Origin of the sequence: Nitrosospira sp. Nsp11, from assembly GCF_900142705.1 — a bacterium.
Lineage (GTDB): Bacteria > Pseudomonadota > Gammaproteobacteria > Burkholderiales > Nitrosomonadaceae > Nitrosospira.
Map to the genome: position 1 here is coordinate 1 of NZ_FRBV01000016.1, position 12,575 is coordinate 12,575.

Consider the following 12,575-nt stretch of genomic DNA (forward strand, 5'->3'; position numbering starts at 1 on the left):
CTGGACCTGTCGGGCGATCCGTCATTTACCGCGCTGCTCGAGCGCGTGCGCAGGGTGGCAACCGAGGCGTACGCGCATCAGGATCTCCCCTTCGAGATGCTGGTGGCCAGGCTCGCCCCAGCACGACATCTGAGCCAGGCGCCGCTCTTTCAGGTGATGTTCAACCTGCTCAATATCGATGGACGCATGCCTGACGAACCTGACGATGAGAATACTGAACTCGATGCAGCGGCTGATTTCGACTCCGATGAGGAATCAGCAAAATTCGACCTCACCCTCTATGCCATCGAGTACGATCGGAACATCCGGCTCCATGCAGTCTATGCACGCGATCTTTTTGAGCCCGATACCGTCAGATACATGCTAGACCACTTTACCAATCTCCTGGAAGCAATCCCCGCCGACCCCGACGTGCCGCTCGCGCAATTGCGCCCCACCCGTCAGATACCTTCAGGAAAAAACGTTGTTACACCCAGGAATCCATTTATAACGTTCTCTGGGCAGGCGATCGAACAATCGATAGGAAGCCGTTTTCGGGAGCAGGCAACGCGTTATCCTGATAACACCGCGGTCAAGACTAAAAATGAGCAGTGGACTTATACACAACTGGAGAGGCTTTCCAATCGAGTCGCCAATGCCATTCTCGCCGTGCGCGGAGATGGTGAGGAGCGGGTCGCCCTGTTTTTCCGCCATGGCGCATCCACGATCGCGGCGATGCTTGGAGTGCTAAAGGCAGGCAAGACGTATGTCCCGCTCGACCCTGCTCATCCTCTGCCCCGAATTAACAGGCTTATAGCCGATTCCACGGCAGCCGCCGTCCTGACAGATATCGAAGACTTTTCCACGGAGCAGGCGCAGGTGATTCGATTTGCCGAGAACGAGCGCTTCGATGCCGATCCCCCGCCAGCCATCTCGCCTGATCGCATTGCCTATATTCTCTACACCTCAGGATCCACAGGAGAACCAAAAGGCGTCGTGCAGACTCACCGCAATGTCTTGGCCCAAGTCCGGAACTACAGTAACAATCTGCATTTATGCGCTGATGACCGGCTGACCTTTGTCTCTTCATACGGCGTTGACGCTGCTGTTCAGGACATCTTCGGCGCCCTGCTCAACGGCGCTGCGGTTTATCCGGTTTCTGTGCGGGAGCATGGCATCGCGGCACTCGTCGATTGTCTCGTAGAACAGGAGATTACGGTTTTTCATTCGGCCCCGACTATATTTCGCCATCTTGTCAATACACTGACGGGAATGGAGCATCTGGAAAAAATCCGTCTTGTCGTCCTTGGGGGTGAGGCCGTGTACCGGCGCGATGTTGATTCTTTCCGTGCGCACTTTCCCCCGGATTGCCTGCTGGTCAATGGTTACGGCCTCACGGAGGCGACGATGGTGCTGCAATGCTTCATCGAAAATAGTAAAACGATGCTTGTGCGCGACGCCGTACCCATCGGTTACCCGGTTGATGACATCGAGGTTCTGTTGCTGAATGATGCCGGACAGCCTGCGGATGTCTACTGCCCAGGGGAAATTGTGCTGCGCGGTCTCTTCGTCGCCATGGGTTATTGGCGGCAGGATAGTATTGCAGCATTTCCATCGAAGAGCGGAGGACGGCGAATTTACCGCACGGGCGATCTCGGACGCCGGCTTCCGGATGACAGCATCGAGTTCATCGGGCGGCGGGATTTTCAGGTGAAAATTCGTGGCTATCGCATCGAACCGGGCGAGATCGAAAACCACCTCCTCCAATTTCCTGATGTAAAACAAGCGGTGGTCATCGCGCAGGAATACGCTGGCGATTGGCGGCTGGTCGCGTATGTCTCGACAGGTTGGGCGAACACGGCGGATTCGACGAATTTGGGCCAACCACCAACCGACGGAGACCTGCGCCGGCATCTCGCTCCTCGGTTGCCCGATTATATGGTGCCGTCATTATTCGTTATACTTGAAGAGTTGCCCACAACACCCAGCGGCAAGATCAATCGGCTGGCGCTGCCGGTGCCAGAAATACGGGACCACGGGCTTGTTTTGCCTCATGCGCCTGCTGAGGCAAAGCTTGTGGCGATTTGGGAGCAGATACTGGGAATCGGACACATCGGTATTAGCGACAATTTCTTCACCCTGGGAGGGCACTCCCTCCTGGCAACCCAGGTAATATCACGGTTACGCGACGAATTCGGTGTAGAAGTTCCGCTGCAACAGATTTTTGAGACCCCCACTATCGCCGATCTGGCCTCAGTGGTGACGAAAGCGCAGACGGAAAATACATCTTTGCCAAAGATCGAGCCACTACCGCGCTGGCGTCATCGGGCAAAAGTTTCCGCGCTCGGAGAGCCTGTGTTTTCCAAAGAACTCAAGGCGCTGCTGGATCGCTTTGCCGCCAATGACATGATCCTGAATCCGGCAGCTGACCACTCATTTGTTAGCTAGGCACTATCACTGAAAAGGATTTTTCGTACCCCGTAAGCTTCACCTTTCTGGTTAGCTCGCTACGGGGCAAATTCAGGATGATGCATTTTGAGGAGAAAGCACAATGAACGCGATACAGCAGATAGAAAACCCGGAAATAAAGCTCATAGAAGGGGATGGGGATGAAGTCACTCTCCTCATCGAAGACGGTCAGGCGATGCAAGGGTGGGAAACGGCGTTGATGTGGGAATCGGCGGACATTCTCTGCAAATATGGCTCGCAGTTCCTGGAGGTGGGCCTGGGGCTGGGCATCTCGGCACTACGCATCGCAGGCAACCCAGCCACGCGGCATCATACCGTAATCGAAAAATTTCCCCAGGTGATAGAACTCTTCCGCGAGCGAAATCCGTCGCTGCCGCCAGCGCTGGAGATCGTTCACGCGGATTTTTTTGAATATATCCATGAGATCGAACCGGAGAGCCTCGACGGCATTTTTTTCGATCCCTACCTTGTTCCCGTGACATTGTGGGACGATGAGGGGCTATGGGCGGAAGTCATGCCTGCGGTTACGCGCGCCCTGCGGCGAGGGGGCGTTTTCATCCCCTGTTTCTCCACGCGGCCGGTACTACGTTGGCAGTTCGTCCATCACTTCGATCGCATCGTCGTGGAGCGTCGGTCCTATGCGTCATACGCAACTACCGATTATGTCAAAAGCGACACCGGAGACGCCTATATTCAGTGCTTCGTGCGGACTGGTTGAGTCCGCGACAGTCTGACTCAGAGCTTTCTCTTACACCAGGGATATCCGCCGCAACAACGTGCCTGAGCCGTATTGACGCAACTCGACTATTTTACAGGCGCGGTTAACGGCAAGACAGCCCAGCGTATCCCGATCGGGCTCAAAAATCATCAGCCGCCATGAGGCCGGGGCAGCAGCGTCATCGGAGTCGAAGAGAACCCTTGGCTCCATTCCTTCTTTTCCCATCGGGAGACTGATTTCGAAGCTGTTCAACGACTTTGAAAGCCCTCGGCCAAGCGCCTTTATGTAAGCCTCCTTGCAAACCCATAGTGTGAAGAATGCACTATTCCACGCCTGAGAATCCGTCGCCGATAGCCAGTCTTGTTCGCCGGCAGCAAAATATGAAGAAATTGATGCAAGTCCAGCAGAATCGCGGATGACTTCAACGTCCACCCCAACCTCGGCTTCGTGCGCGATCGCGTGGAGTATGTAGTTGCCGGAATGCGTTACATTGAACTGGACAGGACTGGGCGGATATTGGAGAAATGGTTTACCGTATTGGTTCTGCTTGAATCGGATGAGAGCAGGCTCGGAATCCGTGTATTGCGCCAACAAGCAACGCAGAGAAGCACGTCCCAGGACGAATCGAACCCGATCGTGATCGAGATGGAACCGATTTGCCCGGTGCCGCTCTTCCTCGTCGAGAACGGATAGATGATGATCGAACGGAATCGTGGTGTCCGCGACGGACATATACCAGAGGTGGACTGTCCCTACAGGCAATTCAGTGGGCAGCAACTCAAGGGGTAGTTCTGGGGTTGATACCGAACTTGCAGAATTCATCCCCTGGTAGGTAACGCGCAATACTGGAACAGGTTCATCAAATGGCGCCTCCGTTTGAGATAGAGTCGAAACGATCAATGCTTTCTCGACAGTAACATCAACAGCATCGGTACGCCCAGCAATGCCGTCAGTACGCCCACGGGCAATTGCTGCGGCGCCCACAACGTACGAGCCAGGGTATCGGCCAATGTGAGAAAACTGCCTCCGGAGAGCACCGACAAGGGCAGCAGCCAGCGAAAATCGTTAACGCCCAGCAAGCGCACGGCGTGCGGCACGATCAGACCGACAAATCCGATGGCGCCCGCCACCATCAGCGCGGATACGGTCGCCAATGAGGCGCAAAAGTAGATGCCGATCTGCAGTGGCAGTACCGCCACACCCAGCGTTTTCGCCTTCATCTGGCCGAGACTCAGAACGTTGAGGCTGCCGGAAAAAAGCATGCTCAAAGCCGTTACAATGATAAGCATGGCCCATGCGGGCGCCAACTCTTCAGCGCGCGAAATGTCGCCCATCAACCAGAACAGCATGCCTTTTATATCGCGGGCAGGCGCCAGCGTCAGGATCAAGGTAGTCAGCGCCGTACAGCCAGCGGACAGTACCACCCCTGTCAGGAGCAACCGGTAAAGATTCCAGTCGCCGACACGAAAACTCAAGCCAAACACAATGGCAATCGCCGTCAGTGCACCAGCCAGCGACGCCAGATTCGTCAAGACGAGCCCCCATCCCAGCAGCATCGCAAGGAGCGCGCCGACCGCCGCCCCACCCGATACGCCCAGAATATAAGGATCAGCCAGCGGGTTACGCAGCAGAACCTGCAATAGCGCGCCCGCCAGGGCCAGCAGGCCGCCACAGGCAAATGCGGCCGAAACACGCGGCAAGCGCAACTGCCAGATGATCTGGTGAGGGATGCTATCGACTGGCGACAACAGGACATCGATAATGCCGGGGATCGGGATATCCACGCTGCCGAACAGCAGTCCGGTAAACAGACTGCCAAGGCCCAGCAGAAAGAAGAAAATCAGCAGCAATAAAGGATGTTTGACGGAACTCACTCGGGCGCTCAGGCCAATTTGCGAACGATCAGCACCCCAGACCTCGAGTCAATAATCGAGTCAATAAGAAAGCTTTGTCGTGTTTTCTGCTATTACTACTACCATTGCTACATTGCGGCCCGGGCGTAACGTTCCTGAACCATTATTCAAGTTATCGCAGGCTGATGATGGGCCATCCTTTTTTTTCCGCATGAGCCTTGAGGGTTGCATCGGGATCCACCGCGACCGGGTGGGTAACCTTGTTGAGTAGCGGAAGGTCGTTCAATGAATCGCTGTAAAACCAGCTTTCCAGAAACGATAGCCATGTCAGATTATGTTCATCCAGCCAGCTTTCCAGCCGCGCTATCTTGCCTTCCCTGAAACAGGGCACGCCCGAAACGCGGCCCGTGTATTCACCATCCCGCTGCTCCGCCTCCGTGGCGATCAGATTGCTTATTCCCAGTTCCTGCGCGATCGGGGCGGTTACAAATCGATTGGTGGCCGTGATGATGACGCATAGATCCTTGCCGATCATATGCTTGTTAATCAATTTCCGCGCGTCCGGCGTTATCAGCGGCAGAATTCTTTCCTTCATGAATTCGCTGTGCCAGGCATCAAGCTGGCTCCGGGGATGACGCGATAACGGCTTCAGCTGAAAGTCCAGAAACGCGTGTATATCCAGCGTTCCAGATTTATATTGCTCGTAGAATTCGACATTTTGTGCTTCGTACACTTCACGGTCGAGCACGCGCTGCTCAATCAGGAATTGCGCCCATTGGAAATCGCTATCACCGGCCAGAAGCGTATTGTCGAGGTCAAATAGCGCCAGATTCATGACGCTGCCTGCAATAATTCACGCACCAGCGGAACCGTGACTTTACGCTGGCTGGCCAGCGAATAACTGTCCAGCGCGTCAAGGGTAGCCATCAAAGACGGCAAGTCGCGCCGTTCATGCCGGAGCAGGTAGTCGCACACCTCTTGGGACAAATCCAGTCCGCGGCTGGTAGCATGGCTTTTCATCGCTTTTATTTTTTCCTCGTCGGTCAATTCATGAACTTGATACACTAAACCCCATCCCAGGCGCGTGACAAGATCTTCGCGTAATTTCAGTTTCAATTGCGCCGGCGCGACCGTGCCACTCACCAGAAGAAACGCGTGACCCTCGTCGCGAATATGATTATAGAGATTAAACAAGCCGATTTGCGCCTCAGCATTGAGCCGGTCCACGTCATCCACCACTACACAACTGGCTTCGCTGCCTGCGGCGAAACTGGTATTTGCGTCACAGGCGAAATATGCCGTATTCACTTTATTGCGCATATGTATCCCCGCTATCGCCAGCAGCAAATGGCTTTTCCCGCACCCGGCTCCGCCCCATAAATAAATAAAACGCTCACGCTCCGATCCAGCAATAACATTGCCCAGGGTCTGCAATAGTTCTATATTGCTTCCCGGCACGAAATTAGTCAGCGTGGGCGGCGGCGACGGGGCGATATCCAGCAGCAGTTGCTTCATTTACGGGTATAAAATTGTTGCCCATGAGTTGTTGGTCATATATTGACGGTTGACCATGACATGTCGAAGTCATACACGAAGCAGCGACTCTCGTGACCATTTACGGTAAAATCGCCATTTTGAAAATTGCACTCTATCTGCAACAAGGCGAGAACTCAACTTGACGTCATCCAATTTCGAAAACCCCAATCCTGACTCTATCCATCTATCCTACCAAGACGCAGGCGTGGACATCAACGCAGGCGACCGCCTGGTGGAGAATATCAAGCCCTATGCCAAGTGTACCATGCGTCCGGAAGTGCTCGCCGGCATAGGCGGCTTCGGGGCATTGTTCGAGATTTCAAAAAAATATCGTAACCCGGTGCTGGTATCGGGCACCGATGGCGTGGGTACCAAGTTGAAGCTTGCATTCCAATCCGGCCAGCACGACAGTATCGGTATCGACCTGGTGGCAATGAGTGTAAACGACATTCTGGTGCAAGGCGCGGAACCGTTGTTCTTCCTGGACTATTTCGCGTGCGGCAAACTGGACGTGGAAACAGCCACCCGCGTTGTAAAAGGCATTGCAAAGGGCTGTGAACAGGCAGGATGCGCCTTGATTGGCGGCGAGACGGCCGAAATGCCGGGCATGTACCCGGAGGGGGAATACGATCTTGCCGGCTTTGCGGTAGGCGCCGTCGAGAAAGACCAGATTATAACCGGCTTGACCATTCGGGAAGGTGATGCGGTATTGGGACTTGCTTCCAGCGGCGCACATTCCAACGGCTATTCGCTGATCCGCAAGATTATCGAAAAAAATAATACGGACTTGTCAGCGGATTTCCACGGTAAAGCGTTAATTGATGTCATCATGGCGCCGACGCGCATTTATGTAAAACCGTTGCTCGAACTGATGAAGCATCTGCCGGTCAAAGGCATGGCACATATCACAGGCGGCGGTTTGACGGAAAACATCCCGCGGGTCCTGCCGAAAGGCCTCACGGCGATATTGAAACACGATGCATGGGACATGCCTCCGCTTTTCCACTGGCTGCGGCTGCAAGGCAATGTGAACGAACAGGAAATGCAGCGTGTGTTCAACTGCGGCATTGGCATGGCGCTGGTAGTGGCGCCGGAATTTGCCGATACTGCAATGCGGCTTTTGCGATCTGCGGGCGAGACTGTGTGGCATATAGGTACGATTCGGCAGCGCCAGGCAGATGAAGCGCAAACAATCATCGAGTAATCGGCAGTGCGTGTAAAGAATAAGCCGGGTCCCGCTGCCGAAATTATGAAATCTCTCGTGATCCTCATTTCCGGTCGGGGCAGCAACATGCAAGCGCTGATCGAAGCAGCGCTGCCGGCCAGGATCGCTGCAGTCATCAGCAACAGGCCCGATGCACCGGGACTGGAAATTGCAAAAATGCATGGTTGTGAAACCAGAGTACTGGATCAACGGTCCTATCCCGAACGCCCGGCGTTTGACGCCGCACTGGCCGACGCAATTGACGCTTATGAGCCCGATCTGATAGTACTCGCGGGCTTTATGCGAATTCTGGGAGATAATTTCGTCAACCGCTATCGGGGAAGGCTAATGAATGTTCATCCATCATTGCTGCCTGCTTTTCCGGGCCTCCATAGCCACAGGCAGGCGTTGCAGGAAGGTGTAAAGATACATGGCTGTACGGTACATTTCGTCACCTCCCAGATGGATCGCGGTCCAATAATCGTCCAGGCCGCAGTTCAGATATTACCGGACGATACCGAGGAAACTCTTGCGGCACGGGTACTGGAACAGGAACATTGCATTTACCCCGAAGCCGTACGGTGGTTCATGGAAGACCGGCTGAAGCTCTCCGATAATCATGTTGAAGTGAGCAATGCCGGAATCAACAACTCAGTTCTATACTCACCGGAATTATACAAATGAAATATTTATCCATTGCGTTGCTGTGGGGCTTTAGTTTTTCGGTGTTCTCCGCTTGTGCCGCTGAGGTCCCCGCCCAAGTCGATATCAGCTATTCGATAACGTCTGGCGCACTCGAAGGCGAAGTGAACGATACTTTGAAAATCAGGCAGGAAAGTGGTAAACGTAGCTATGAGATCAATAGTGAATCCCGTGCTAAAGGGCTACTGGCGCTGACACAGCCCGAAAGCGTGGTGCGTGATAGCGCGGGGATCATCACCGCGCAGGGGGCGTTGCGTCCCGGACGTTTTTCGGACCAGCACGGCAAGAAGATACCCAAAATAGCAATCTTCGATTGGGATAAAAAGCTGCTGACCCTTCAACATAAACGCGGAGAAGAGCAAAAGGCCTTGCCTGCCGACGCTCAGGACAAGCTGAGCGTGCTCTACAGCTTCATGTTCTCCCCTGTTTCCGCCGTGCCAGGCAAGGTGATCGATCTCCATGAAACCGATGGCAAGCACCTCGAATTGGCCCACTATGCGGTTGGAAAAGAAACGCTGGACACGCCGATGGGTAAACTGGAAACCATCGTGCTGACAAAGCGGCTGGAAAACGAAGGCCAGCGCGACAAGAAAATCTGGCTTGCCGTTGACCATCACATGTTGCCGGTGCGCATCGTTGCGGCTGAGAAAATGGGCGTTGTTACGGATCAGATGGTTACCAACATAAGCTACGCGGACAAAATGTCCGACAGTTTTAAACAGGGACGCCTGCGCTGATTGCAAAACGGCAGGTAATCAATATCAGCTAATACGGTCCTGTCAGCTTGTTGTTTTTACGAGCGCGCGCCCATGTGGCCGCGCATCCTTCTCTCCTTGCTTCCCCCTGTGATCGACAATAGATGCGTCTTACCCCTGCTCATCTGGACATGGCCGCCGCTGCATTGCGCGCCGTGCTTCCGCTGGAACACCCTGCAGATTCGATATTGCGGCATTTCTTCCGAGAGAATCCGACACTTGGCGTAAACGACCGCGCATTTGTCGCGGAAACGGTATTTGGCATTTTGCGCCACCGGTTTTTTATCGAGAGCGCGGTTAACATTGCCACTCCCCGTTCGTTGCTGCTTGCTTATCTGGCAAGATTCCAAGGTTTGAATATGCGCGAGCTGATATCGCTCGTTAGCGAAACGGAAGCAAAGTTGCTCACGGGAATCAAGTCGGTATCGCTGGAAGCGCAGCCACTTGACGTCCAGGCTGAGTTCCCGGTCTGGTTGATGGAAAAGCTGCGCAATTTCATGAGCGATAGCGAGATACTTGATCTGGGGCGGTCGCTGCAACAAGCGGCGCCCCTCGATCTACGCGTCAATACGCTGCTTGCGAGTCGCGATGAGGTTCTTGCAGTACTGAGCAAAGACGGAATTGAAGGTAGCGCGACGCCTTATTCGCCCATCGGTATCCGCCTTGCCGGGAAGCCCGCTATCAATCGCCACGAACTATTCGTCACCGGCAAAGTAGAGATCCAGGACGAAGGCAGCCAGTTGCTGGGCTATCTGCTCGGGCCGAAGCGCCGCGACATGGTGGTCGATTTCTGTGCGGGCGCCGGAGGCAAATCGCTGATGCTGGGCGCCCTGATGCGTTCGCAAGGACGCATCTATGCGCTGGATAATTCTGAAAAGCGGCTGAATAACCTTAAACCACGCCTCAAGCGTTCCGGTTTGTCCAATCTGTATCCCCAGCTTATCACTAATGAAAATGATATCAAGGTGAAACGTCTGACGGGAAAGATCGACCGGGTACTGGTGGATGCCCCTTGCAGCGGCCTTGGGACGTTGCGTCGTAATCCGGATTTGAAATGGCGACAATCACCGCAGAGCATTGAAGAGCTCAAGCGCAAGCAGGCAGCCATTCTGGCGTCCGCCGCCAATCTGCTCAAGCCCGGCGGCAGGCTGGTATATGCGACCTGCAGTTTCTTGCCGGAGGAGAATCAGGAGATCGTCGATAAATTTTTAAGCACCCACCCCCGGTTCATGCAGTTGAATTGCGCCGAGCTATTGATACAACAAAAAATTCCCCTCGACACCGGCGCATTCCTGCAACTGTCCCCCGGCCTGCACCGTACGGATGGTTTTTTTGCCGCTGCGCTGGAATTGGCGAAGGGTGAAGCATGACATCGCTACGCCATTGCGCCACTCTTTCCGTCGCCGGCTATCTGGCGATTCTTTTTGCTGCGCCTCATGCAGCAGGGTTCGAACCCACTTCCGGTCATGGCCATAAACCTCCTATTGCTCTTCCCGCCTCAGGCACGGTACAAGCGGCGTTTACCCCAGGAGATGACGCCGGCAAGCTTATTGCCGACGCTATCGATACCGCACATCATCAAGTGCTGGTGCAGACGTTCAGTTTTACCCATCGCAAGATCGCCGACGCATTAATTGCAGCGAAGCGCCGCGGCGTGGAAGTCAAAGTAATTGCTGACAAGGATCAAACCCATCGAATCCCTACCAGCCTGATTTCGAAGATTGCGGGTGAGGGCGTGCCGGTTTTTACGGACTCCGATCACACCAGCGCACATAACAAAGTCATAGTGATCGACGCGGACAGTCCTGACGCAACCCTGATTACCGGCAGCTTCAATTTCACCCACGCGGCACAGTACAGGAACGCGGAGAATGTGCTGTTGATACGCGGCAATGCCGCACTCACTGATCTTTACCTCCAAAACTGGCATCGTCACTACAAGCACTCTCAGCCTTACCGGTAGGACCCGCTACCGCCCTGTCTCATGCAATCCAATAATGAGTTCCAGAATTTGTTACGCGATCTGATCTCCGGCGCGCAGGAAGTCAGCGTCCTATGGCAGATTGCCGTGCTGACTGGAGGTCTGGGGCTTTCCTGGTGGTTGCGGCGGCATGCGATGATCCGCATCGCTCCACAGGTAAGCGCCCGCACGCTGAATATCAGCGCGCGCAGCATGGGCCGCCTCCTGTTCCCTCTCTTCGCGCTTGTCCTGGTCGTTTTCGGCAGGTGGGCGTTGAGTCATTGGTATTCGACTCATCTACTCAACATTGTCGTCCCGTTGTTATTTGCGCTCGCGCTGATTCGCGCAGCCGTTTATATGCTGCGCAGAGTTTTTTCAGGCCAGGAATGGCTGCACCCATGGGAGCGATTTATCGGCTGGACGGTATGGATTGGACTGGCGCTCCATGTAACGGGTCTTCTGCCGGAGATCCTGATATTTCTCGATGATATTTCGTTCCACATCGGCAAACAGCGCCTTTCTGTATTGCTGTTCGTACAAGGCATCCTCGCATTCACAGTCAGCATGCTGGTAGCGCTCTGGCTCGCCAGTTCGCTTGAGGTACGCATCATGGATGCCCAAGCGTTGGATATCAATCAACGCGTGATTCTGTCGAAAATCAGCCGGACGGTACTGATACTTGTGGGCGTGCTGATCGCGCTGCCATTGGTCGGTGTAGATATCACTGTTTTGTCCGTGTTCGGGGGCGCGCTTGGCGTCGGGCTCGGATTGGGTTTACAGAAAATCGCCAGCAACTACATAAGCGGTTTCATCATTCTTCTGGATCATTCACTGCATATTGGCGATATCGTTACAGTAGATGACCGCAAGGGCGAAGTCACCTCACTCACGACCCGGTATGTGGTGCTCAAGAGCGACGATGGAACCGAGGCCCTCATTCCCAACGATACCTTCATTACTTCAACGGTTATCAGTCAGAATTTTTCGGATCCCCGATTACGACTGATCCTGCCATTCCAGATCAGCTACACAAGCTCCGTCGAGGTCGCGATGGACATCATGCTGGACGCCGCTAAAAAGCGGCAACAAATATTGACCAATCCGGAGCCAGCTGTATTTTTGAAGGAATTCGCCCCTGGCGGAATCAATCTGGAACTGTTCGTGTGGGTAGAGAATCCAGAAGGTGGCGCGCTTCGGCTACGCTCCGGCCTCAACATTGAAATCTGGTCTGAATTTCAGAAACACAGCATCGAGATTCCGTTCCTGCCACTGCAGCCTCCTCTCCCGAAAGCGCGATGAGGATGAATGCAGGGCACTCACCTGGCAACACGCCCAAGAGTATGTATGCTACGCAATTATAAATATAGTATTTGACAACAAGAAAGGCCTTCAGTAAATT

At 54.2% G+C, this 12,575-nt stretch carries 12 protein-coding genes; 8 read left to right on the plus strand and 4 right to left on the minus strand.

Annotated elements, in window-relative coordinates; translation table 11 throughout:
- Together BUA28_RS13515 and BUA28_RS13520 are read left to right on the plus strand one after the other, a co-directional pair.
- Positions 1 to 2,427, plus strand: a 2,427-nt coding sequence (locus BUA28_RS13515) for a non-ribosomal peptide synthetase (protein WP_143148529.1), incomplete at its 5' end; no start/stop codon positions are given.
- Between the two features lie 103 nt (positions 2,428 to 2,530).
- On the plus strand, positions 2,531 to 3,166 hold the full coding sequence (locus BUA28_RS13520) for a class I SAM-dependent methyltransferase (protein ID WP_072768647.1): 636 nt from the start codon (positions 2,531 to 2,533) through the stop codon (positions 3,164 to 3,166).
- Between the two features lie 30 nt (positions 3,167 to 3,196).
- On the opposite strand, the gene BUA28_RS13525 is transcribed toward BUA28_RS13520, so the two are convergent.
- The 4 genes from BUA28_RS13525 to hda form a co-directional block, all read right to left on the minus strand.
- Positions 3,197 to 4,066 (minus strand): 4'-phosphopantetheinyl transferase family protein, encoded by an 870-nt coding sequence (locus BUA28_RS13525; protein ID WP_083570030.1) that lies wholly within the window; start codon positions 4,064 to 4,066, stop codon positions 3,197 to 3,199.
- Positions 4,063 to 5,040: a FecCD family ABC transporter permease gene (locus tag BUA28_RS13530; RefSeq protein WP_143148531.1), complete on the minus strand. Its 978-nt coding sequence runs from the start codon at positions 5,038 to 5,040 to the stop codon at positions 4,063 to 4,065. Before BUA28_RS13530 ends, BUA28_RS13525 begins: the two co-directional genes overlap by 4 nt.
- A gap of 151 nt (positions 5,041 to 5,191) precedes the next feature.
- Positions 5,192 to 5,854: a histidinol-phosphatase gene (locus tag BUA28_RS13535; RefSeq protein WP_072768649.1), complete on the minus strand. Its 663-nt coding sequence runs from the start codon at positions 5,852 to 5,854 to the stop codon at positions 5,192 to 5,194.
- The gene (gene hda / locus BUA28_RS13540) at positions 5,851 to 6,534 is read right to left on the minus strand and encodes a DnaA regulatory inactivator Hda (RefSeq protein ID WP_072768650.1); all 684 of its coding nucleotides are present in this window, start codon (positions 6,532 to 6,534) and stop codon (positions 5,851 to 5,853) included. Before hda ends, BUA28_RS13535 begins: the two co-directional genes overlap by 4 nt.
- A 160-nt stretch (positions 6,535 to 6,694) precedes the next feature.
- On the opposite strand from hda, the gene purM reads away from it, so the two are divergent.
- The 6 genes from purM (at position 6,695) to BUA28_RS13570 (ending at position 12,475) form a co-directional block, all read left to right on the plus strand.
- Positions 6,695 to 7,759 carry a phosphoribosylformylglycinamidine cyclo-ligase gene (gene purM / locus BUA28_RS13545; protein WP_072768651.1) on the plus strand — a complete coding sequence of 355 codons (1,065 nt, stop codon included), beginning with the start codon at positions 6,695 to 6,697 and terminating at the stop codon, positions 7,757 to 7,759.
- 45 nt (positions 7,760 to 7,804) lie between these two features.
- Positions 7,805 to 8,443, plus strand: coding sequence for a phosphoribosylglycinamide formyltransferase (purN, locus tag BUA28_RS13550; RefSeq protein WP_072768696.1), 639 nt, complete (start codon positions 7,805 to 7,807; stop codon positions 8,441 to 8,443).
- Positions 8,440 to 9,198, plus strand: coding sequence for a DUF3108 domain-containing protein (locus tag BUA28_RS13555; protein ID WP_072768652.1), 759 nt, complete (start codon positions 8,440 to 8,442; stop codon positions 9,196 to 9,198). The genes purN and BUA28_RS13555 overlap by 4 nt, the downstream gene beginning before the upstream one ends.
- 122 nt (positions 9,199 to 9,320) lie before the next feature.
- Positions 9,321 to 10,586: an RsmB/NOP family class I SAM-dependent RNA methyltransferase gene (locus BUA28_RS13560; protein WP_072768653.1), complete on the plus strand. Its 1,266-nt coding sequence runs from the start codon at positions 9,321 to 9,323 to the stop codon at positions 10,584 to 10,586.
- Positions 10,583 to 11,179, plus strand: coding sequence for a phospholipase D family nuclease (locus tag BUA28_RS13565; RefSeq protein WP_072768654.1), 597 nt, complete (start codon positions 10,583 to 10,585; stop codon positions 11,177 to 11,179). Before BUA28_RS13560 ends, BUA28_RS13565 begins: the two co-directional genes overlap by 4 nt.
- A 21-nt stretch (positions 11,180 to 11,200) precedes the next feature.
- Positions 11,201 to 12,475 (plus strand): mechanosensitive ion channel family protein, encoded by a 1,275-nt coding sequence (locus BUA28_RS13570; protein ID WP_072768655.1) that lies wholly within the window; start codon positions 11,201 to 11,203, stop codon positions 12,473 to 12,475.
- Positions 12,476 to 12,575: the final 100 nt, after the last annotated feature.

Coding starts and splice junctions, on each gene's coding strand:
- BUA28_RS13520 (WP_072768647.1), top strand. CDS start 2,531: ATGAACGCGATACAGCAGATAGAAAACCCGGAAATAAAGCTCATAGAA.
- BUA28_RS13535 (WP_072768649.1), bottom strand. CDS start 5,854: ATGAATCTGGCGCTATTTGACCTCGACAATACGCTTCTGGCCGGTGAT.
- hda (WP_072768650.1), bottom strand. CDS start 6,534: ATGAAGCAACTGCTGCTGGATATCGCCCCGTCGCCGCCGCCCACGCTG.
- purN (WP_072768696.1), top strand. CDS start 7,805: ATGAAATCTCTCGTGATCCTCATTTCCGGTCGGGGCAGCAACATGCAA.
- BUA28_RS13555 (WP_072768652.1), top strand. CDS start 8,440: ATGAAATATTTATCCATTGCGTTGCTGTGGGGCTTTAGTTTTTCGGTG.
- BUA28_RS13560 (WP_072768653.1), top strand. CDS start 9,321: ATGCGTCTTACCCCTGCTCATCTGGACATGGCCGCCGCTGCATTGCGC.
- BUA28_RS13565 (WP_072768654.1), top strand. CDS start 10,583: ATGACATCGCTACGCCATTGCGCCACTCTTTCCGTCGCCGGCTATCTG.
- BUA28_RS13570 (WP_072768655.1), top strand. CDS start 11,201: ATGCAATCCAATAATGAGTTCCAGAATTTGTTACGCGATCTGATCTCC.